This window comes from Streptomyces anulatus, from assembly GCF_014650675.1.
Taxonomy (GTDB): Bacteria; Actinomycetota; Actinomycetes; order Streptomycetales; family Streptomycetaceae; genus Streptomyces; species Streptomyces anulatus.
Genome location: NZ_BMVK01000004.1, coordinates 306,849 through 328,524 on the forward strand (window position 1 = coordinate 306,849; position 21,676 = coordinate 328,524).

The window sequence follows — 21,676 nt, forward strand, 5'->3', positions numbered from 1 at the left end:
GCCGGGGCGCGGGCCCGGCAACCGGGTTTACGAGGTCAGCGAGGACCGCCGAGCAGGTCGGTCAGACTCCGGTCCAGGTCCAGATACCGGTGCTCGTCGCCCACCGGAACCAGCTCCTGCGCCCGCTGGAGGAAGCGTCGCAGCTCCTCGGTGCGCACATGGACCATGGCGATGCCCTCGGGGGCGTGGAACTCCAGCACGGTCCGCTCGTACCCGAACGGCCTCACCCGCACGTCTCCCTGCCCGGCGGGGGAGTCCACCCCGGTGGCCAGCAGCTCGCGGGAGAACTCCCAGGACACCTCGGTGCCCTCCAGGGTCGCCGGGGCCGGGAACGCCATGCGTACGGCGAAGGGGTACTGGCGGTCGTACTGAAGCGTGGCGGGCAGAGTCTCCATCCGCGGTGCGGACGCGACCATGCGGGCCTGCACGGACTGCTCGATAACGCTGGACAAGACCTGCTCCCTCTCGCACGGCCGGGTAAACGGTTCCCGGCATTGGAGTAGACGACGGAACTCCTCGTTTCGTGCACCGGCGCGCGGCGTGAGCTGCGTCACCGGCTTCCGGCGGCCCCTGCCGGCCACCGCGCACCCCCGCTCTCCTGCCCGGCCGGCGGCGACGCACCCTGGACGGGCCGGAACCCGTCGGCTAGCTTCCAGCGCCATGAAGGCCATGGGGAACACGAGACGGCTGATGGCACTGGTGACCGGCGGTGCGGCCCTGGCCGCCGCACTGGTCGCACCGGGCGCACACGCGGCACCGGCGGAAGGTCCGGCCGGAGCGCCGGGCGGAGCGGCCGGTTCCCGGGAGGCGGGTGTTCGCGGACCGCTGCCCGGCTGGCGGCTCACCGACACCGCAACCGACGCCCGCTTCCGGGGGCTGGCGGCGGTCAGCCGCACCACCGCCTGGGTCGCCGGGTCGAAGGGCACGGTCCTGCGCACCGGCGACGGCGGCCGCACCTGGCGCGACGTGTCACCGCCGGGCGCGGCAGAACTGGAGCTGCGGGACATCGAGGCGTTCGACGGCCGCCGGGCCGTCGCCCTGGCCATCGGCGAGGGCGAGGCCTCCCGGGTGCTGCGCACCGACGACGGCGGGGCCACCTGGACGGAGTCCTTCCGCAACACCGACCCCCGCGCCTTCTTCAACTGCCTGACGTTCTTCGACAGTCGGCACGGTCTTGCGGCGGGCGACCCGGTGGACGGGAAGTTCCGGGTCCTGTCCACGGCGGACGGCGGCCGTTCCTGGCGGGTCCTGCCCGACGCCGGGATGCCCGCCGCCCAGCCGGGCGAGGCGGGCTTCGCGGCGAGCGGCCAGTGCCTGGTCAGCTCCGGCCCCAAGGACGTCTGGCTGACCACCGGGGGAGCGGCGACCGCCCGGGTCCTGCACTCCCGGGACCGGGGCCTGACCTGGACGGCGAGCGCGTCGACCCTCCCGGCGGGCGACCCGGCCCGCGGGGTCTTCGCCGTCGCCTTCCGCGACCGGGGGCACGGTATCGCCGTCGGCGGGGACTACCGCCCCGACCAGGCCTCCCCGAAGGCGGCCGCCGTCACCGGGGACGGCGGCCGGAGCTGGCGGGCGTCCGCCACCCCGCCGCCCGCCTACCGCTCCGGCGTCACCTGGCTGCCCCACAGCCGCTCCGCCGCCCTGGCCGTCGGCCCGACGGGCACCGACCTCACCCTGGACGGCGGGCGCACCTGGCGGACGGTCGACTCCGGTTCGTACGACACCGTCGACTGCACGCCCGACCTGGGCTGCTGGGCGGCGGGCGAGAAGGGGCGGGTGGCCCGGCTGGGCTTCTAGACCGCCCTACGAGGTTACGAGGCGTCGAGCACCTCCCGCAGCCGCTGCCCGAACTCGTCCGGCTTGCCCGGATAGCCGAACTCCCCGTCGAGGAAGCCGCCGTGATGGCTCGGGAAGACGGTCACCCGCTGCCCGAGCAGTTCGGCGGTCGCGTCGGACGTCCGCCCGGTCTGCACGCTCCGGGACTCCTCGCCCACGGCGATCACCACACGGGTGGCGGCCGAGGCGAGGGCGTCGACGTCCGGCCGGTAGTCGCTGATCGCCCAGGACCCGTCGGACAGCAGCGGGTCGCCGCGCGTGCCGTCGTCCTCGGTGGGCATGCCGAACGCGGCGGGGTCGGGGTCGGGCTGTGCGAAGTACGCGTCGGTGAACTCGCCCTCCCACGAGGTCATGGCCACGAAGGCGGCCATCCCGGCCCCCCACCCGCGCTTCTCGTACGCGTCCCGGACCCCGGCCCGCGCCCGGACGGCCGCCGGGCCGTCCGGGGTGAGCGTGATGAGCGGCGGCTCGTGCGCGACGAGGGTGGTCACATCGCCGGGGTGGCGCGCCACGAGGGCGAGAGCGGTGACCGCTCCGCCGCTGCTGGCGAACATCTCGACCGGCCCGGCCCCGAGCGCCTCGATGACGGCGTGCACATCGTCGGCCTGGGTCTCGGGCGTGTGGTCGGTCCGGCCGTCCTTGCGGACGCTGCGGCCGAGCCCCCGCGGGTCATAGGTCACCACGGTCCGCTCGGGGAAGCGTGCCGAGAGCGCGACGAATCCGGTGGCGTCCATGGGCTGCCCGATCATGAACAACGGCGGGCGGCCGTCAGCGGTCGGCAGGGGCCCGCGTACGTCGTGGACGAGGTCGGCGCCGGCTGTCTTGAGTGTGTACGTCTCCATACCCGTGCAGACCGGCCCCGCCCCGGAAACTCATCGGTCCGAAACTCATCGGCCGGAGCCGTACCGGGAGGGGCGGTCCCGACAGTCCGTCACGGCAACGGCTGCTGGTACGGAGCGAGTGCGGGCGCCGTCCTGGTGGCGATGAACTCGGTGATCCGGTAGGCGCACACACCGTGTTCGGCGAAGGGGTCGGCCGCCGCGGTCCTCTCGATCGCCGCCCGGTCCTCCCCGACGGCCAGGATCACTCCGCCGTCCCGGGGGTTCTTGCGGCCGGAGGCGATGAACACGCCCGCCGCGTACTGCTCGTCGAGCCAGGCGAGGTGCTCCCGCATCAGCGCGTCGACGCGCTCGACCGGAGCCGTGTAGGTCAATTCGAGTACGAACATGATCATCAGGCTACGGGACCCCGGCCGCCGTGAGGATGCCGGCCGGGTTGCGCGCCAGGCCGTCGAGACGTTCGCGGTCCGCTCTGTCCATCGCGCCAGTATGAGGATCCGGCCGCGACCGGTACACCCGGCCGGACCTGCGGACCTCGCAGGACACCGGGTAACGGGCACGGGCCCGTCACCGCATAAGCTTCCGGACATGACGACCTCCCCCACCCCCGCCCACGAGACCCCCGCCGACGAAGCCGAGGGCCGGGCGATCCAGGACCGGCTGCGCGGCCGGGTGATCCTGGACGAGGCGGGACCGGAGCCCGGAACCGGGCTGGTCACCGGGGTGGACGTGGCCTACGACGACGTGAAGGACGTCGTCGTCGCGGCGGCCGTGGTGCTGGACGCCGTGACCCTGGAGACGGTCGACGAGGCCACCGCCGTCGGCCGGATCACCTTCCCGTACGTCCCCGGGCTGCTGGCCTTCCGGGAGATCCCGACGGCGCTGGAGGCCCTGGAGGGGCTGAGCGTCGACCCGGGCCTCGTCATCTGCGACGGCTACGGTCTGGCGCACCCGCGCCGCTTCGGACTCGCCAGCCACCTGGGCGTGCTCACCGGGCTGCCGGTGATCGGCGTCGGCAAGAACCCGTTCACGTTCACGTACGAGGCCCCCGGCCCCCGGCGCGGCGACTTCTCCCCGCTGCTGGACGGCGACGAGGTGGTCGGCCGGGCGCTGCGCACCCAGGAGAACACCAACCCGGTGTTCGTCTCGGTGGGCCACCGCATCAGCCTCGACAACGCCTGCGCCCACACGCTCCGCCTCGCCGGCCGCTTCCGCCAGCCGGAGAGCACCCGCCGGGCGGACGCCCTGTGCCGGCAGACCCTGCGGGAAGCGACCGCCTGACGCGCGCCCGGGACCCCGCCCGGGTACGCGAACAGCCGCCGCCCGCCGTGTGACGGTCCCGGGCGTGGAACAGTCCTGCAACTGAGTACGCGTACGGATGGCGTAGATCCGTACGGCTGGGCAGGCTGACACGTATGAACGCCTCTCGTACAGCCGTCCGCACCGAGCCCTTCGACCCCGCTCAGCGCCGCATGGCCCTCGGCATGCTCCTCGGGAGCGCCGTCGGGCTCGTCTGGCTGGGCGCGATGCTCTACACGCTGGCCGGCTGGATCTTCTAGACGCGCCGGGTCCGCCCGGTGGCGTCGGCTACCGCACCGCCGCAACCCGGAACCGCAGCCCCGCCGCCGTCAGCCGCTCCAGGAGCGCGTCGCCCATGGCCACCGCCGTGGTGACCTGCCCGGAGGTCTCCGGCAGCTCGTCCAGGGCCAGGCACACCGCCGACTCGGCGAGGATCTTCGCCGTCTCGCCGTAGCCCGGGTCGCCCCCGGACACCTCGGTGAAGACGCGCCGCCCGCCGCCCTCGCCGACGAAGCGGATGGTGAACCAGCTCCGCCGGCGGCGGTCCTCGTCCGGCCCCTGCCCCGGCTCGTAACGGCCCATCAGCCACTCCCGGGCGCCCTCCACCTGCGCGGCGGCCACCAGCGCACCGATCGCCACCGGGGCGCCGAGGGCCATCGGCAGGGTCTTGACCGAGGCGAAGTGCCGGTAGCGGAAGTCGGGGCCGTACCGCTCCAGGGACCGCGCGGAGCGGCCGACGATCGTCGGGTCCACCGTCGGCAGCGGCAGCGCCCAGGTGCCGACGGACCCGCTGAAGTGCGGGGAGCCCGCCGGGGTGCGGACGCGCCGGCCCACCAGGCGCGGTTCGTGCAGCCGGCGCTCCCGGGCGGCGGCCAGCATCTGCGGGCCCCGGCCCATCGCGGTCAGCGCCGAGGCGAACGTTCCGCCGGAGAACACCGCATCGGTACGGACGAAGCCGTCGACGGTCAGGGGGACATCCTCGGGCAGCTGCTTGACGGTGAAGTACGCCCCCAGGTCGTGGGGGACGGAGTCGAAGCCGCAGGCGTGCACGATGCGCGCCCCCGTCTCGCGGGCCCGGGCGTCGTGCTCCAGATACGTCCGGTCGATGAACTCCGCCTCGCCCGTGAGGTCCGCGTAGTCCGTCCCGGCCTCCGCGCACGCGGCGACGAGCTTCTCGCCGTAACGGATGTACGGCCCCACCGTCGTGGCCACCACCCGGGTGGAGGCGGCCAGTTCGGCCAGTGCCTCCGCGTCGTCCGCGTCGGTCTCCAGCAGCGGCAGGTCCGCGCAGCCGGGGGCGATCGCGGTGAGCCGTTCCCGCAGCCCCTCCAGCTTGGCCCGGCTGCGACCGGCCAGCGCCCAGCGCAGGCCGGCGGGGGCGTGGGCCGCCAGGTACTCGGCCGTGAGCGTCCCCACGAAGCCGGTGGCACCGAAGAGGACGACGTCCAAGGGGCGTGTCGCGTCGTTCTGCCTGTTCACGAGTACCTCCGCTGCGAGCCGGGTGCCGACGTGGCAGGCAGAGGGTAGCGGAGAGCGACGTGGCGGCGCCCGGCCGGGCGGGCCGGATGCGAGAGGATCGGGTGGAAGAACTAAGCGCTTGCTCGGCCCAAGGGGTTGTGCGGAGCCCGGCGCGTTCTTAGCATCACTGATGTTACATCGGTTGTGTCACACCCCTGGGGGCTCACAGATGGCGAAAGGCCCAAGGTCCGGGCATGGTCCGCTGACCGGTGTCCGCGTCGTCGAGCTGGCGGGCATCGGACCCGGACCGTTCGCCGCGATGCTGGTGGCGGACCTCGGGGCCGACGTCGTACGCGTCGACCGGCCCGGCGGCGCGGGGCTCGGCATCGATCCCGCGTCCGACCTCACCAACCGCAACAAGCGCTCCGTCCTCCTGGACCTCAAGAGCGACGAGGGGCCGGCCCGCGTCCTGGACCTCGTCGAACGCGCCGACATCCTGATCGAGGGCTACCGCCCCGGCGTCGCCGAACGTCTCGGCGTCGGCCCCGAGGCCTGCCTCGCCCGCAATCCGAAGCTCGTCTACGGCCGGATGACCGGGTGGGGCCAGGACGGGCCGCTCGCCGAGCGCGCCGGACACGACATCGCCTACCTCGCGCTCACCGGCACCCTGTCCATGATCGGCAAGCCGGACGAGCCGCCCGTGGTCCCCGCCAACCTGGTCGGCGACTACGCGGGCGGCTCGCTCTACCTCGTCGTCGGCGTCCTCGCCGCCCTCCAGCACGCCCGCGCCCACGGTGAGGGGCAGGTCGTCGACGCAGCCATCGTGGACGGCGCCGCCCATCTCGCCACGATGATCCACGGCATGCTGGCCGCCGGGAGCTGGCAGGACCGGCGCGGCACGAACCTCCTCGACGGCGGCTGCCCGTTCTACGGCACCTACGCCACGTCCGACGGCGGCCACATGGCGGTCGGCCCGCTGGAGGGGCAGTTCTACGCGGAGTTCATCGGCCTCCTCGGCATCGCGGACGCCTTCCCCGACCGGTGGGACCTCGCCCGCTGGGACGAGCTGCGCGCCGCCGTCACCGAGCGCTTCCTGACCCGTACGCGCGCCGAGTGGACCGAGGTGTTCGACGGCACCGACGCCTGCGTGGCCCCCGTGCTCTCGCTCACCGAAGCGCCGCACCACCCGCACCTCGCCGCCCGCTCCACCTTCGTCGAGCACAGCGGCCTCACCCAGCCCGCCCCCGCCCCGCGCTTCTCGGCCACCCCCGTCTCCGTACGCAGCGGGCCCGCCCGGCCCGGCGGCGACACGGCCGCCGTCGCCGCCGACTGGGACGTCCCCGCACTGCGGCCCGCAGACTCACCCGAGACCTACTAGGAGACCCCGTGCAACGGCAGATCTTCACCGAGGAGCACGACGCCTTCCGCGAGACCGTCCGGGCCTTCCTGGCCAAGGAGGTCCTCCCGTACTACGAGCAGTGGGAGCAGGACGGCATCGTCTCCCGCGAGGCCTGGCTCGCCGCCGGACGCGCGGGACTGCTGGGTCTCGCCGTCCCGGAGGAGTACGGGGGCGGCGGCAGCGACGACTTCCGCTACAGCGCCGTCCTCGCCGAGGAGTTCACCCGGGCCGGGGCCCCCGGACTCGCGATCGGCCTGCACAACGACATCATCGGCCCCTACCTCACGGGCCTGGGCACCGAGGAGCAGAAGCGGCGCTGGCTCCCCGGCTTCTGCTCCGGCGAGACCGTCACCGCGATCGCGATGACCGAGCCGGGCGCGGGCTCCGACCTCCAGGGCATCCGCACCACCGCCGAGGACAAGGGCGACCACTGGCTGCTCAACGGCTCCAAGACCTTCATCTCCAACGGCATCCTCGCCGACCTGGTCGTCGTCGTCGCGAAGACCACCCCCGACGGCGGGGCCAAGGGTCTCTCGCTCATCGTCGTCGAACGCGGGGCGGAGGGCTTCGAGCGCGGCCGCAACCTCGACAAGATCGGCCAGAAGTCCCAGGACACCGCCGAACTGTTCTTCGACGACGTCCGCGTCCCCAAGGAGAACCTCCTCGGCGAGCGCGACGGCGCGTTCATCCACCTGATGACCAACCTGGCCCAGGAGCGCATGGGCATAGCGGTCGCCGGGATCGCCGCCGCCGAACACCTGCTGGAGATCACCACCCGGTACGTCAAGGAGCGCGAGGCCTTCGGACGCCCCCTCTCCAAGCTCCAGCACATCCGCTTCGAGATCGCCGAGATGGCCACCGAGTGCGCCGTCACCCGGACCTTCCTCGACCGGTGCATCGTCGACCACTCCGACGGCGTCCTGGACGCCGTCCACGCCTCCATGGCCAAGTGGTGGGCCACCGAACTGCAGAAGCGCGTCGCCGACCGCTGCCTCCAACTCCACGGAGGCTACGGCTACATGAGCGAGTACAAGGTCGCCAAGGCGTTCACCGACGGCCGTATCCAGACCATCTACGGCGGCACGACCGAGATCATGAAGGAGATCATCGGCCGCTCGCTGCTCGCCTGAGCCGCCCCTCACCCGGGCCGACAACCACCCTCGAAAGGCAGCTGTCTTGAGTACCGAAGCATTCGTCTACGACGCGATCCGCACCCCGCGCGGCCGAGGCAAGGCCAACGGCGCCCTGCACGGCACCAAGCCGATCGACCTGGTCGTCGGCCTCATCCACGAGATCCGGGGCCGCTTCCCGGACCTCGACCCGGCCGCCATCGACGACATCGTCCTCGGCGTCGTCAGCCCGCTCGGCGACCAGGGCTCCGACATCGCCCGCATCGCCGCCATCGCGGCCGGCCTGCCCGACTCCGTCGCCGGGGTCCAGGAGAACCGCTTCTGTGCCTCGGGCCTGGAAGCGGTCAACCTGGCCGCCGCCAAGGTCCGTTCCGGCTGGGAGGACCTCGTCCTCGCCGGTGGCGTCGAGTCGATGTCCCGGGTGCCGATGGGCTCCGACGGCGGGGCCTGGGCCATGGACCCGATGACCAGCTTCGAGACCGGCTTCGCCCCGCAGGGCATCGGCGCCGACCTCATCGCCACCGTCGAGGGCTTCAGCAGGCGCGACGTCGACGAGTACGCCGCACTTTCCCAGGAACGCGCCGCCGCCGCCTGGAAGGGCGGCCGCTTCGCCCGCTCCGTCGTCCCGGTCAAGGACCGCAACGGCCTCCTCGTCCTCGACCACGACGAGCACCTGCGCCCCGGCACCACCGCCGACTCCCTCGCCGGTCTCAAGCCCTCGTTCGCGGGCATCGGCGAGATGGGCGGCTTCGACGCGGTGGCGCTCCAGAAGTACCACTGGGTCGAGAAGATCGACCACGTCCACCACGCGGGCAACTCCTCCGGCATCGTGGACGGCGCGTCGCTCGTCGCCATCGGCTCCAAGGAGGTCGGCGAGCGCTACGGCATGACCCCGCGCGCCCGTATCGTCTCCGCCGCCGTCTCCGGTTCCGAGCCCACCATCATGCTCACCGGTCCCGCCCCCGCCACCCGCAAGGCGCTCGCCAAGGCCGGACTCACCATCGACGACATCGACCTCGTCGAGATCAACGAGGCCTTCGCCGGAGTCGTCCTGCGCTTCGTCAAGGACATGGGCCTCTCCCTGGACAAGGTCAACGTCAACGGCGGGGCCATCGCGCTCGGCCACCCGCTCGGCGCGACCGGCGCGATGATCCTCGGCACCGTCATCGACGAACTGGAGCGCCGCGACCAGCGGTTCGGCCTGGTCACCCTCTGCGTCGGCGGCGGCATGGGCGTCGCGACGATCGTCGAACGCATCTGAGTTCCCGGCCCACCTGCTTACGGAGAAGACACCGCCATGACCGAGAGCACGACCATCCGCTGGGAGCAGGACGACACCGGCGTCGTCACCCTCGTCCTCGACGACCCCAACCAGTCGGCCAACACGATGAACCAGGCCTTCAAGGACTCCATCGCGGCCGTCGCCGACCGCGCCGAGGCCGAGAAGGACTCCATCCGCGGCATCATCTACACCTCCGCCAAGAAGACCTTCTTCGCCGGCGGCGACCTCAAGGACATGATCAAGGTCGGCCCGGAGAACGCCCAGGACGCCTTCGACGCCGGCAACGCCATCAAGGCCTCGCTCCGCCGCATCGAGACCCTCGGCAAGCCCGTCGTCGCCGCCATCAACGGAGCGGCCCTCGGCGGCGGTTACGAGATCGCGCTCGCCTGCCACCACCGCGTCGCCCTCGACGCCCCCGGCTCCCGCATCGGCCTGCCCGAGGTCACCCTCGGCCTGCTCCCTGCGGGCGGCGGCGTCACCCGGACCGTACGCCTCATGGGCATCGCCGACGCCCTGCTCAAGGTGCTCCTCCAGGGCACGCAGTACACGCCGCGGCGCGCCCTGGAGAACGGGCTCGTCCACGAAGTCGCCGCCACCCGCGAGGAGATGATCGAGAAGGCCCGCGCCTTCATCGACGCCAACCCCGAGTCCCAGCAGCCCTGGGACGTCAAGGGCTACAAGATCCCCGGCGGCACCCCGTCCAACCCGCGCTTCGCCGCCAACCTGCCCGCCTTCCCGGCCAACCTGAAGAAGCAGCTCGCGGGCGCGCCGATGCCCGCGCCGCGCAACATCCTGGCGGCGGCCGTCGAGGGCTCGCAGGTCGACTTCGAGACCGCCCTGACCATCGAGGCCCGGTACTTCACCGAGCTGGTCACCGGCCAGGTCTCCAAGAACATGATCCAGGCGTTCTTCTTCGACCTCCAGGCCGTCAACTCCGGTGCCAACCGCCCCAGGAACATCCCCGAGCGACCCGTCCGCAAGGTCGCCGTCCTCGGCGCCGGGATGATGGGCGCGGGCATCGCCTACTCCTGCGCCAGGGCCGGCATCGAGGTGGTCCTCAAGGACGTCTCCACCGAAGCGGCCGCCAAGGGCAAGGCGTACAGCGAGAAACTGCTCGCCAAGGCGCTTTCCCGGGGCCGGACGACCGAGGCGGAGCGCGACGGACTGCTGGCCCGGATCACCCCCACCGGCGACGCGGCCGACCTCGCGGGCTGCGACGCGGTGATCGAGGCCGTCTTCGAGGACACCGCCCTCAAGCACAAGGTGTTCCAGGAGATCCAGGACGTCATCGAGCCGGACGCGCTGCTCTGCTCCAACACCTCCACCCTCCCGATCACCGTCCTCGCCGAAGGCGTCTCGCGCCCCGTCGACTTCATCGGGCTGCACTTCTTCTCGCCCGTCGACAAGATGCCGCTCGTCGAGATCATCAAGGGCGAGCGCACCGGCGACGAGGCGCTCGCCCGCGCCTTCGACCTGGTCCGCCGGATCAAGAAGACGCCGATCGTCGTCAACGACTCGCGCGGCTTCTTCACCTCGCGTGTCATCGGCCAGTTCATCAACGAGGGCGTCGCCATGGTCGGCGAGGGCGTCGAGCCCGCGTCGATCGAGCAGGCCGCCGCCCAGTCCGGCTACCCGGCCAAGGTGCTCTCCCTGATGGACGAGCTGACCCTGACCCTGCCGCGCAAGATCCGCAACGAGACGAAGCGCGCGGTGGAGGAGGCCGGGGGCACCTGGCCCGGCCACCCCTCCGACGACGTCATCGACCGCATGGTCGACGAGTTCGGCCGCCCGGGACGCAGCGGCGGCGCGGGTTTCTACGACTACGACGAGGCCGGCAAGCGGGCAGGCCTCTGGCCCGGACTGCGCGAGCACTTCGCCAAGCCCGACGCCGATGTGCCCTTCGAGGACATGAAGGAGCGGATGCTCTTCTCCGAGGCCCTGGACAGCGTCCGCTGCCTGGAGGAGAACGTCCTCATCTCCGTCGCCGACGCCAACATCGGCTCCATCATGGGCATCGGCTTCCCGCCGTGGACCGGCGGCGTCCTCCAGTACATCAACGGGTACGAGGGCGGCCTGCCCGGCTTCGTGGCCCGCGCCCGGGAACTCGCCGAGCGCTACGGCGACCGCTTCCTGCCGCCCGCGCTGCTGGTGGAGAAGGCGGAGAAGGGCGAGACCTTCCACGACTGAGGCGCTCGCGGGCCGCCTTCACCGTCACTCGGCGGTGAACGCGGCCCGCAGCTCCTCCTTCAGTGAGCGCTGAAACGCCGTCACCAGCGCCTGCACCACGATCGGTTGCATGTCGGCGGACAGCGACTTCATCGCCGCCACATGCTCCGGGTCGCCCTCGCGCTCCCGGTAGGGGTTCCACACCTCGTCCTTGAACAGCCGGGTCATCTCCTGGGCGGCCGCCCGGGTGTGCTCCAGCAGAACGGTCCGCGCCGCCAGGATCGTCTCGTGCGCGATCGGCACGTCCAGCAGCTCCACCCCGAGCCGCAGCAGCCCCGCATCCACCCGGTGCGGCCCGCCGGCCTCCTGCGGCCGGACCAGGACGCCCATCGCCGCCAGCCGCTCCACATCCGCCTCCGACAGCGCCCGCCCGGCCCGCCGCTCCAGCTCGGCCCGGGAGAGTTCCTCGGTCCGGTCCGGCGCCCAGGACGCGACCAGGGCCCGGTGGATCGCCAGATCGTGGGCGCTCAGGTCGGGCGGCAACTGTTCCAGATACCGTTCGATCGCCGCGAGCGTCATGCCCTGCTGCTGGAGTTCCTCGATCAGCGCGAGGCGCGAGAGATGGTCCGGCCCGTAGTGTCCGACCCGGCGGGGCCCGATGACCGGGGGCGGCAACAGGCCCCGGGTGCTGTAGAACCGCACGGTACGCACGGTGACCCCGGCGCGCGCCGCCAGCTCGTCCACCGTGAGCGTCGGCTCGTCGGTCCCCGTCGCCATCTCTGCTCCCCGCCGTCGAACCCTCGTATCGGACAGTTCCGCTGTCTCACCATTACTGTGAAAGTCTCCGGCACCATCGCCCCGCCGTCCACCCCGGACCCGTTGTCAGTGGCGGCCCGTACGGTGAGGGCATGTCGGAGATCATCTATGTACGGGGGGACGCCACCGCCCCCCAGGGCAAGGGCGTCAAGCTGATCGTCCACGTCTGCAACGACCTCGGCGGCTGGGGCAAGGGTTTCGTCCTGGCCCTCTCCCGCCGCTGGCCGGAGCCCGAGGCCGCCTACCGACGCTGGCACCGGGAGCGAGCGGGCAACGACTTCGCCCTGGGCGCGGCGCAGTTCGTGCAGGTGGGGCCCTACCTCTGGGTGGCCAACATGGTCGGCCAGCGGGGCATGCGCACCGGCAGCAAGGGGGTGCCCGTGCGGTACGAGGCGATCGACGCGGCGCTCGGCGCGGTGGCCGTCAGGGCGGCCGAGCTGGAGGCCTCGGTCCATATGCCGCGGATCGGCTGCGGGCTCGCGGGCGGCACGTGGTCCAGGATCGAGCCGCTGATCGAGCGACGCCTGATATCCGCCGGCATACCGGTGACGGTGTACGACCACGACTGACCGGGGCGGGGGCGGTCCCGGACCCCGCCGCCGGGGTTCTTCCGCGAGCGAGGGATCATGGAGAGGAAGGGGACGGGCAGCGCACGGCAGGCCCGCCGGGACCGCGGGAGCACGGATGAGTGGCGCGACCGACGTGAAGAACCCCGAGCCGCCCCCGCCCGGCGGAGTGCTCTGGAGCCTGTCCGGGGACATCCGCGCCCTGTTGATGCTGCCGGCGGCCCTCACCCTCCAGGTCGCCCACCCGGCCGTCGGAGCCGGTGTCGACGAGCACTCCGTCTTCCGTACGGACCCCTGGGGGCGCGGTGAACGCTCGCTGCGCTCGCTCCAGCTCTGGGTCTACGGGGGCGCGGAGGCCGCCGAGGAGGGCCGCAGGCTGCGGGTGCTGCACCGCACCATCCGGGGGACCGACACCCGTGGCCGCCCCTACCACGCCCTGACGCCCGCCAACTACGCCTGGGTGCACGCCACCGGCTTCCCGGTGTACCAGCACGCGGCCCGCTATCTGATCCGCCCCATGAGCCCCGCCCAGGAGCGTGCCCTGTACGCGGAATGGCTCCAGGTCGGACGGATCCTGGGCATCCACGACCGGGACATGCCTCAGACCATCGAGGACTTCTGGCCGTACTGGGAGAAGATGCTCGCCGGGGAGATCGAGGCCACCGCCGTCGTGCGGGAGCTCGTCGCCACCGACCAGTCCGTCCCGCCGCCGGACCGGGGCCCGTGGCTGCTCCGGCTGCTGCTGCGGGCGCTGTGGCCGGTGCTTTTGCCGCCGCTGGCCCGCTTCCGCCGGTTCGTCACCATCGGGCTCATGCCGCCCGACGCCCGCATGGCCGTCGGCCTGCCGTGGACCCCGGACCAGGAGAAGCGGCTGCGCCGGATGTGCGCGGTGCTGCGCCTCGTCGTCCCCGCCCTCCCGGAGCGGCTGCGCTATCTGCCCCGGGCACGAGCGGCCCGCGCCGCGTCGCGTACGGCGGGACGGGGCGCCCGCACCGCCGGGGCGCGTCGGAACGGCTGAACGCCCGCCGCTCCGACGCCCCGGGACAGGTCAGCGGTGGTCGTGTCCCGCCTGCCCCCGGCCGGCTTCATCGCCGCGGTCCCCGTGGTCGTGCACGGTGTTCGTCGCCGCGATCTTCTGCCAGGAGGCGGGGCGCTCGACCCGCGCCGCCGACCGCGCCGACAGCGCACCCCCGGCGATCCCCGCGTCGGCCGCCGCCGGGAGCGCGGGGCGCGACGGCTGGTAGAGCCAGGTGTCGAAGAGCGCGGCGAGCGGCTTGCCCGAGACCCGCTCCGCGTACCGGACGAAGTCGCCGACGTTCGCGTTGCCGTACGCGTGCTCGGCCGGCCAGCCCTTCAGCAGCTCGAAGAAGGTGGCGTCGCCGACCTCGTCGCGCAGCGCCTGGAGCGCCAGCGCGCCCCGGTCGTAGACGGCGAGGTCGAACTGGTCGTCCGGGCCCGGGTCGCCCGGCTTCACCTTCCAGAACGGGTCGTCGGCCGGGTGCTGGGCGTACGTGTAGTCCGCCAGCTCCTGCGCGGTGCCCTCGCCCTCCCTCTCCGACCAGAGCCACTGGCTGTAGCGGGCGAAGCCCTCGTTGATCCAGATGTCCTTCCAGCCGTCGACGGAGACGCTGTCGCCGTACCACTGGTGGGCCAGTTCGTGGACGACGACCGAGACGTTGGCGCCGCCCGCGAACTGCTTGGGGCTGTAGAAGGGCCTGGTCTGGGTCTCCAGGGCGAAGCCGCTCGTCACGTTCGGCACGTAGCCGCCCAGCGCGTTGAACGGGTAGGGGCCGAACACCTCGGTCAGCCATTCGGCGACCTCGGTGGTCCGCTCGATGCTCGCCCGGGCCGCACCGGCGTTCGGGCCGAGGTCCTTGCTGTAGGCGTTCAGGACCGGCAGGCCGTCCGCCGTCCTGTCGGTCGTGATGTCGAACCTGCCGATGGCGAGCGTCGTCAGATAGGTCGCCTGCGGCTTGTCGGAGCGCCAGTTGAAGCGGGTCCAGCCGAGCTTCGAACTCTGCGACTGGAGCACCCCGTTGCTGATCGCCTGGGTGCCGTCCGGGACGGAGACCGACACGTCGTAGGTCGCCTTGTCCAGCGGGTGGTCGTTGCTCGGGTACCACCACACGGCCGACTCCGGCTCCTGCGCCGCGACACCGCCGTCCGGGGTCCGCGCCCAGGCGGTCCAGCCGTTGATCTTCAGCTCGGAGGGCTTCCCGGCGTACCGGACGACGACGGAGACGTCCTTGCCCTTCGTCAGGGGAGCCGCCGGGGTCACCTCCAGTTCGTGGTCGCCGCTCGTGGCGAACCGGGCCTTCCTGCCGTTCACCCGCACCTCGGAGACGTCGAGCCCGAAGTCGAGGTTGAAGCGGGACAGCTCCTGCGTGGTGGTGGCGAGGATCGTCGCCGTGCCCTCCAGCAGGTCGGTGGTGGGCCGGTACTTCAGCCGCAGGTCGTAGTGGGACACGTCGTAGCCACCGTTTCCGCTGGCCGGGTAGTAGGGGTCGCCGATACCCGGGGCGCCCACGGTGCCCGGTGAGGCCGCTGCCGGGATCGCCAGCAGAAGGGTGGCCGCCAGTGCGCTGGGGACGATGAATCTGCGGTGCACGCAAACTCCACATGGTCGGGTCGGATGATCTTCCGACCGGTCGTCACGAGGCTATGCACCAGCCGGAGCAGGACGGGCCATTCCGGGCACTCCTGTCACACGATCGCCATTACGTCGTCACGGACGTCCGCACGGATGGCAGTGATCGCCCCCTGTCGCACAGGAGTTGACCGGGGTAACGTCCGCACATTGCCGACAGCCGGACGGGCGTCACGGCGCCCGCCCCCCCATGTTCCGGAGGCAACCGCTGATGACCCCTCGCATCGCCCGCACGCTCCGCGTGCTCAGCCCGCACCCGTGGCTCGCGCCGGTCGCCGGCCCCGGCCGGCCGCGGTCCGCGCGTCGCGGCGTGCGGGCGATGCGGCGGAGCGCCGTGGCGGCGACGATCGCCGCTCTGGCCCTCCCGTTCGCCGTCGCACCGGCGGAGGCCGCTCACCGTCCGCCCCGCACCGGGTTCGAGACGAGCGAGGGGGCCCGCTGGACCGGCGAGGCGGAGGAGCGTTCCTTCCTGGCCGCGGTGGACCGGGGGAGCGACCGGGTCTCCGTGGACCGCGTCGGCACGACCGGTCAGGGCCGGCCGCTGCGGCTCGTACGCGTCGGGCAGGAGCGCCCCGGGGCCACCACCGTGCTCCTGATCTGCAGCCAGCACGGCGACGAGCCCGCCGGACGCGAGGCCTGTCTGACCACCATCCGTGACCTGGCGTTCGCCGAGGACCGGGCGACCCGCGCCTTCCTGGCCCGTACGACCCTGCTGGTGCTGCCCACGGCCAACCCCGACGGGCGCGCCGCCGACACCCGCGGCAACGCCGACGGGGTCGACGTCAACCGCGACCACATCGCCCTGGAGACCGCCGAGGCACGGGCCGTCGCCGCCGTCGTACGCGACGAACGGCCCCAGGTGATCTACGACTTGCACGAGTACGGCGCGACGCCGCCGTACTACGACAAGGACCTGTTCGCGCTGTGGCCGAGGAACCTCAACGTCGACCACCGGGTCCACGACGTCTCGCGCACCCTCTCCGAGCGGTACGTCCGCCCCGCCGCGACGGCGGGCGGCTACAGCAGCGGCCACTACGGCATCTGGACCGACCCGGCCACCGGGGAGCCCGTCAAGCAGGTCGCCGGCGACGGCCAGGAGCGCATCCTCCGCAACACCTCCGGCCTCAAGCACGCCGTCGGCCTGCTCATCGAATCCCGGGTCGACGCGCTGAGCGACGCGGAGCAGGCGGATCAGGCGCTCAACCACCGGCGCAGGGTCCACTCCCAGCGGACCGCGCTGGGCGGTCTCTTCGACTTCACCGACGAGCAGCGCGCCCGGCTCCGGACGGCCACCGCCCTCTCGCGCCTGACCGGCCTCGCCGACCGGGGGCCCGTGTACCTCGGCGGCGCCGACAACGACCCGGCCGAGCCCGCCGAGATCCTCGCGGACCCGCCGTGCGGCTACCGGCTGGACGCGGCCCAGTACGCGGCGGTGAAGGACGAGCTGGCCCTGCACGGCGTCACGGCCCAGCCGGAGGAGGGGGGCGGCGTGTTTGTGTCTTTGCGTCAGTTTGCCCGTAATCTAATCCCTCTCCTTCTTGATCAGCGGGCGAATTACTCCATCACAAAAGGTCAAGCTGACATCGCTTGTTGATCCTTCGGGATTCCGGGCAGGTGTGGTACTGCCTACAAGGAGCGTTTTTCAGCCACGGTGAAAGGTGCCATTCGTGTCCCAGGACGACCAGACGACGGACGGGCGGGAAGGGCTGTCGGTCACGGCCGACCTTCCCCCTGAACCGGTCAGTGCCAGGACTCCCACCACCGACCGAGTGGTGTTCGGCGTCGCCGCGGTCCTCACGCTCGCCTTCGTCGTATGGGGAGCGACCGCCACCGATTCCCTGGAGAGCGTTTCCAGCGACCTGCTCGAAGGGCTGATCCACAACGGCGGCTGGGCCTTCATGCTCGCTGCCACCGGCTTCGTCATCTTCGCGCTGTGGCTGGCCATCAGCCGGTACGGCAAGATCTGCCTGGGCCAGGAGGGCGAGGAACCGGAGTTCCGGACCATCTCCTGGGTCGCGATGATGTTCAGCGCCGGCATGGGCATCGGCTTGATGTTCTACGGCGTGAGCGAGCCGCTCGCCCACTTCCGTACCCCGCCGCCCGGCACCGACCCCGCCGACGCCGCCGAGGCGATGCAGACGGCGATGGCCACCACGCTCTTCCACTGGACGCTGCACCCCTGGGCCATCTACGCGGTCGTCGGGCTCGCCATCGCGTACAGCGCCTACCGGCGGCGCCGGCGGCAGACGATCAGTGCCGTCTTCGTGCCGCTGATCGGCGAGCGGCACGCCTACGGCGGTTTCGGCCGTTTCATCGACATCCTGGCGATCTTCGCGACGCTGTTCGGCTCGGCCGCCTCCCTCGGACTCGGCGCGCTCCAGATCGGCAGCGGCTTCGAGGAACTGAACTGGATGGAGAAGACCGGCACCGGTCTGCTCATCGCGATCATCGCCGTACTGACGGTCTGCTTCGTCGTCTCCGCGGTATCCGGTGTGGAGAAGGGCATCCAGTGGCTCTCCAACACCAACATGGTGCTGGCGCTGATCCTCGTCCTGTTCGTGTTCATCGCCGGACCCACGATCTTCGTGCTCGACCTCCTGCCCACGTCCCTCGGGGCCTACGTGAGCGACCTGGGACAGCTCGTCGGACGCACGGAGGCGACCGGCGGCGGTGACGTGGCCGACTGGCTCGGCAGCTGGACGGTCTTCTACTGGGCCTGGTGGATCTCCTGGACGCCTTTCGTCGGCATGTTCATCGCCAGGATCAGCCGCGGCCGGACGATCCGTCAGTTCGTCGGCGGTGTCATCCTGGTGCCCAGCACGGTCAGCCTCGTCTGGTTCGCCGTCTTCGGCGGCTCGGCCATGAAGCTGGACGAGGCGGGCAAACTCGCGGGCGCGGACACCCCCGAGGCGCAGCTCTTCGGCGTCCTCCAGGAGTTCCCGATCGCCACGGTGATGAGCATTCTGGTGATGATTCTGGTGGGCATCTTCTTCGTCTCCGGGGCGGACGCCGCGTCGATCGTCATGGGCACGCTCTCGCAGAAGGGCGTCCTGGAGCCGGGCCGCTGGGTGGTCATCTTCTGGGGTGTCGTCACGGGTGCCGTCGCCGCGATCATGCTCCTCATCGGTGACGGTCAGGGTGATGCGCTGGCCGGGCTCCAGAACCTCACCATCCTGGTCGCCGCCCCCTTCACCATCGTGATGCTCGGCATGTGCGTGGCCCTGATGCGGGACCTGCGCAAGGACCCGCAGATCGTCCGCCAGGAGTTCGGGGTGGAGGCCGTCGAGTCCGCGGTCATCGAGGGGCACGCCAAGTACGACGGCGACTTCGAGATCCGCATCGGCCCCGGGGCCGCGACCGTCACGGACGAGCGCCACAGGCCCGATCCCACCGGTTCGGGCTCCACGGCCACGGAGAAGCGCCCCTCCGACTGACCGGGGAACCAACCGTCCGCACCGGAGCCCGCGACCGCCGAACGGTCGCGGGCTCCGGTACGCCGTGACCCGCGCGCCACCGGGCGGACCCGTTCCCGGCAGGCCCCCGGTCAGCCCACCAGCGCCGCCGCCGCCCGCGCGCATCCCCATGCCACGGTCACGCCCGCGCCGCCGTGCCCGTAGTTGTGCACCAGCAGACCGCCGCCCGGCAGCGCCTCCGACTCGATCCGCACCCCGGCCTCCCGCGCCGGCCGCAGCCCCACCCGGTGCCCGAGCACCCGGGCGCCGGCGATCTCCGGCCGGATCCGCGCACACCGCGCCACGATCGCCCGCGCCGTCCCCGGGTCGGGCTCCGTGCGCGGATCGTCCGCCTCGGCCGTACCGCCCAGCACCAGCCGGCCCGGCTGCGGGAAGAAGTACGTCGTCGCGGCCGACGCCGGATCCGCCTCCGTGTACCACTCCTCGATCCCCGGGTTCTCCACCGCGACCAACTGCCCCCGCACCGGCCGCACCCCGGCGTCGGGCACCAGCTCGCGCGCCCCGAGCCCCGTGCAGTTCACCACCACCGGGCTCCGCTCCGCCGCCTCGCCGAACCCCGCCACCGCCCGCCGCTCCACCGCCCCGCCCGCGGCCGCGAGCCGCCGCTCCAGCCAGGCCAGGTGGACGGGCATGTCCAGCAGCGGCAGCGTCACCCGCAGCCCTTCGGGCACCTCCGCGGCGTCCTTCAGCCCGGCCGACCAGTCGCCCAGCGCCGCGAGCCGTTTTCCGTGGTGCAGCCCCGCCACCCGCCGTACGCCGGTCTCCTCCGGGGCGCCCGACAGCTCCTCGTACACCGCCAGCGTCGCCAGCGACCAGTCGCCCACCCGCTCGGCGGGCTCGATCCGGTACGGCCACCACAGGGCCCCCGCCACCGCCGACGTCGTCGCCCCCGCCGGATCGCGCGACCAGACCCGCACCCGCAGCCCGCGCTCCGCCAGCGTCACGGCGGTGGTCAGACCGATGACCCCGCCACCCACCACGATCACATCCGCCATCACGGTCACTCCTGTCCCTCGGTACGGGCCCGTCGCTCCACGGACGCTAACGGAAGCCGGAAACCGGCGGCCAGGGGCACGGGGCGATGGGCATGGAGCGGCGGCGATTAGGATCGACACCCTGATGACTGCCACTCTCGTCGCCAAGGACCTCGCCGCCGGACACGGCGACCGCACGCTCTTCGCCGGGCTCGACCTCGTCGTCGCCCCCGGTGACGTGATCGGTCTCGTCGGAGTCAACGGCGCGGGCAAATCGTCCCTGCTCCGGCTGCTCGCCGGGCTCGACCGCCCGGAGGAGGGCGAGCTGCGGCTCTCCCCGCCCACCGCCACCGTCGGCCACCTCCCGCAGGAGCCCGAGCGTCGCGACGGCGAGACGGTGTCGGAGTTCCTGGCCCGCCGCACCGGCGTCGCCGACGCCCAGCGCACCATGGACGAGGCGACCGAGGCCCTGGTCGCGGGCGCCCCGGGCGCGGACGACGCCTACTCCGAGTCCCTGGAGCGCTGGCTCGCCCTCGGCGGCGCGGACCTGGAGGAGCGGGCCGAGCAGGTCGCCGCCGAGCTGGGCCTGACCGTGGGGCTCGACCGGCCCATGACCGCGCTCTCCGGCGGACAGGCGGCCCGCGCGGGACTCGCCTCGCTGCTCCTCTCCCGCTACGACGTCTTCCTGCTCGACGAGCCCACCAACGACCTCGACCTCGACGGACTGGAGCGCCTGGAGCGCTTCGTGTCCGGCCTGCGCGCGGGCACCGTCGTCATCAGCCACGACCGCGAGTTCCTGATGCGCACGGTCACCAAGGTGCTGGAGCTGGACCTCGCGCAGCAACAGATCAACCTGTACGGCGGTGGCTACGCGGCCTACCTGGAGGAGCGGGAGACCGCCCGCCGGCACGCCCGCGAGGGCTATGAGGAGTACGCCGACAAGAAGGCGTCCCTCGAAGCACGCGGCCATATGCAGCGCTCCTGGATGGACAAGGGAGTCAAGAACGCCCGCCGCAAGGCCACCGACGGCGACAAGCTCGGCCGCAACGCCCGCAGCGAGGCCAGCGAGAAGCAGGCCGCGAAGGCCCGGCAGACCCAGCGCATGATCGAACGTCTCGACGTCGTCGAGGAGCCGCGCAAGGAGTGGGAGCTGCGGATGGAGATCGCCTCCGCCCCGCGCTCCGGATCCGTCGTCGCGACCCTGCGCGACGCCCAGGTGGCGCGCGGCGACTTCTCGTTCGGACCCGCCTCGCTCCAGATCGACTGGGCGGACCGGGTCGCCATCACCGGGGCCAACGGCGCCGGCAAGTCCACGCTGCTGGCCGCCCTGCTGGAGCGGCTGCCGCTGGACTCCGGGAACGCCACGCTCGGTTCGGGCGTCGTCGTCGGCGAAGTGGACCAGGCCCGCAAGCTGTTCCTCGGCGCGCAGTCGCTGCTGGACGCGTTCTGCGCGGCCGTGCCCGACACGGAACCGGCCGAAGTCCGCACGCTGCTCGCCAAGTTCGGCCTCCGCGCCGACCATGTGATGCGCCCCGCGACCAGCCTGTCCCCGGGGGAGCGCACCCGCGCCGCCCTCGCCCTGCTCCAGGGCCGGGGCGTCAACCTCCTGGTGCTCGACGAGCCGACGAACCACCTGGACCTGCCCGCCATCGAGCAGCTGGAGGCGGCCCTGGAGACGTACACGGGCACCCTGCTGCTGGTCACCCACGACCGGCGGATGCTGGAGGCGGTCCGCACGACCCGCCGCATCGAGGTGGCCGACGGCCAGGTCAAGGAAGTCTGAGGTCGTTC

At 72.3% G+C, this 21,676-nt stretch carries 19 protein-coding genes; 12 read left to right on the forward strand and 7 right to left on the reverse strand.

Translation table 11 applies throughout. The features are described from left to right. Positions 1 to 35: 35 nt before the first annotated feature. Complete coding sequence (gene ssgD, locus IE272_RS12970; RefSeq protein WP_050362272.1) at positions 36 to 452, reverse strand: spore wall synthesis regulator SsgD; 417 nt, start codon at positions 450 to 452, stop codon at positions 36 to 38. A gap of 208 nt (positions 453 to 660) precedes the next feature. Here ssgD and IE272_RS12975 point away from each other — a divergent pair, with 208 nt between their 5' ends. Continuing rightward, a complete protein-coding gene (locus IE272_RS12975) occupies positions 661 to 1,797 on the forward strand; it encodes a WD40/YVTN/BNR-like repeat-containing protein (protein ID WP_050362149.1) in 1,137 nt (378 codons plus the stop codon). 14 nt (positions 1,798 to 1,811) lie between these two features. Here IE272_RS12975 and IE272_RS12980 read toward each other — a convergent pair whose 3' ends face one another. Next, a complete protein-coding gene (locus tag IE272_RS12980; RefSeq protein WP_190006887.1) occupies positions 1,812 to 2,678 on the reverse strand; it encodes an alpha/beta fold hydrolase in 867 nt (288 codons plus the stop codon). A gap of 89 nt (positions 2,679 to 2,767) precedes the next feature. Further along, positions 2,768 to 3,064 (reverse strand): YciI family protein, encoded by a 297-nt coding sequence (locus IE272_RS12985; RefSeq protein WP_050362271.1) that lies wholly within the window; start codon positions 3,062 to 3,064, stop codon positions 2,768 to 2,770. A gap of 199 nt (positions 3,065 to 3,263) precedes the next feature. Here IE272_RS12985 and IE272_RS12990 point away from each other — a divergent pair, with 199 nt between their 5' ends. Both IE272_RS12990 and mmpA read left to right on the forward strand, forming a co-directional pair. Further along, the gene (locus IE272_RS12990) at positions 3,264 to 3,956 is read left to right on the forward strand and encodes an endonuclease V (protein WP_007452355.1); all 693 of its coding nucleotides are present in this window, start codon (positions 3,264 to 3,266) and stop codon (positions 3,954 to 3,956) included. Between the two features lie 134 nt (positions 3,957 to 4,090). Continuing rightward, a complete protein-coding gene (gene mmpA / locus IE272_RS12995) occupies positions 4,091 to 4,234 on the forward strand; it encodes a morphogenic membrane protein MmpA (protein WP_007452356.1) in 144 nt (47 codons plus the stop codon). Positions 4,235 to 4,262: 28 nt separating this feature from the next. Here mmpA and IE272_RS13000 read toward each other — a convergent pair whose 3' ends face one another. Continuing rightward, positions 4,263 to 5,453 carry a saccharopine dehydrogenase family protein gene (locus IE272_RS13000; RefSeq protein WP_057666933.1) on the reverse strand — a complete coding sequence of 397 codons (1,191 nt, stop codon included), beginning with the start codon at positions 5,451 to 5,453 and terminating at the stop codon, positions 4,263 to 4,265. Positions 5,454 to 5,661: 208 nt separating this feature from the next. On the opposite strand from IE272_RS13000, the gene IE272_RS13005 reads away from it, so the two are divergent. From IE272_RS13005 to IE272_RS13020, 4 genes are read left to right on the forward strand one after another with little or no spacing between them, the layout of a single operon-like run. Next, positions 5,662 to 6,810, forward strand: coding sequence for a CaiB/BaiF CoA transferase family protein (locus tag IE272_RS13005; protein ID WP_190006888.1), 1,149 nt, complete (start codon positions 5,662 to 5,664; stop codon positions 6,808 to 6,810). 8 nt (positions 6,811 to 6,818) lie between these two features. After that, a complete protein-coding gene (locus tag IE272_RS13010; RefSeq protein ID WP_050362144.1) occupies positions 6,819 to 7,961 on the forward strand; it encodes an acyl-CoA dehydrogenase family protein in 1,143 nt (380 codons plus the stop codon). Positions 7,962 to 8,007: 46 nt separating this feature from the next. Further along, positions 8,008 to 9,222: an acetyl-CoA C-acetyltransferase gene (locus IE272_RS13015; RefSeq protein WP_190006889.1), complete on the forward strand. Its 1,215-nt coding sequence runs from the start codon at positions 8,008 to 8,010 to the stop codon at positions 9,220 to 9,222. 36 nt (positions 9,223 to 9,258) lie between these two features. Beyond that, positions 9,259 to 11,430, forward strand: coding sequence for a 3-hydroxyacyl-CoA dehydrogenase NAD-binding domain-containing protein (locus IE272_RS13020; RefSeq protein WP_057666934.1), 2,172 nt, complete (start codon positions 9,259 to 9,261; stop codon positions 11,428 to 11,430). A gap of 24 nt (positions 11,431 to 11,454) precedes the next feature. Here the strand turns inward: IE272_RS13020 and IE272_RS13025 are convergent, their stop codons facing one another. Next, positions 11,455 to 12,186: a MerR family transcriptional regulator gene (locus tag IE272_RS13025; RefSeq protein ID WP_050362141.1), complete on the reverse strand. Its 732-nt coding sequence runs from the start codon at positions 12,184 to 12,186 to the stop codon at positions 11,455 to 11,457. A 131-nt stretch (positions 12,187 to 12,317) separates the two neighbouring features. Between IE272_RS13025 and IE272_RS13030 the strand changes: the two genes are divergently transcribed. Together IE272_RS13030 and IE272_RS13035 are read left to right on the forward strand one after the other, a co-directional pair. Beyond that, entirely contained in the window at positions 12,318 to 12,794 is a 477-nt protein-coding gene (locus IE272_RS13030) for a macro domain-containing protein (RefSeq protein ID WP_190006890.1), read from the forward strand. Between the two features lie 115 nt (positions 12,795 to 12,909). Then, positions 12,910 to 13,809 carry an oxygenase MpaB family protein gene (locus IE272_RS13035; RefSeq protein ID WP_190006891.1) on the forward strand — a complete coding sequence of 300 codons (900 nt, stop codon included), beginning with the start codon at positions 12,910 to 12,912 and terminating at the stop codon, positions 13,807 to 13,809. Between the two features lie 30 nt (positions 13,810 to 13,839). On the opposite strand, the gene IE272_RS13040 is transcribed toward IE272_RS13035, so the two are convergent. Further along, complete coding sequence (locus tag IE272_RS13040; RefSeq protein ID WP_190006892.1) at positions 13,840 to 15,399, reverse strand: M1 family metallopeptidase; 1,560 nt, start codon at positions 15,397 to 15,399, stop codon at positions 13,840 to 13,842. Between the two features lie 250 nt (positions 15,400 to 15,649). Between IE272_RS13040 and IE272_RS13045 the strand changes: the two genes are divergently transcribed. Further along, positions 15,650 to 17,032, forward strand: coding sequence for a M14 family metallopeptidase (locus tag IE272_RS13045; RefSeq protein ID WP_190006893.1), 1,383 nt, complete (start codon positions 15,650 to 15,652; stop codon positions 17,030 to 17,032). Positions 17,033 to 17,105: 73 nt separating this feature from the next. Then, positions 17,106 to 18,872: a BCCT family transporter gene (locus IE272_RS13050; RefSeq protein ID WP_050362135.1), complete on the forward strand. Its 1,767-nt coding sequence runs from the start codon at positions 17,106 to 17,108 to the stop codon at positions 18,870 to 18,872. A 110-nt stretch (positions 18,873 to 18,982) separates the two neighbouring features. Here IE272_RS13050 and IE272_RS13055 read toward each other — a convergent pair whose 3' ends face one another. Continuing rightward, positions 18,983 to 19,915: an FAD-dependent oxidoreductase gene (locus tag IE272_RS13055; RefSeq protein ID WP_107085818.1), complete on the reverse strand. Its 933-nt coding sequence runs from the start codon at positions 19,913 to 19,915 to the stop codon at positions 18,983 to 18,985. A 115-nt stretch (positions 19,916 to 20,030) separates the two neighbouring features. Here IE272_RS13055 and IE272_RS13060 point away from each other — a divergent pair, with 115 nt between their 5' ends. Continuing rightward, positions 20,031 to 21,668: an ABC-F family ATP-binding cassette domain-containing protein gene (locus IE272_RS13060; protein WP_050362133.1), complete on the forward strand. Its 1,638-nt coding sequence runs from the start codon at positions 20,031 to 20,033 to the stop codon at positions 21,666 to 21,668. Positions 21,669 to 21,676: the final 8 nt, after the last annotated feature.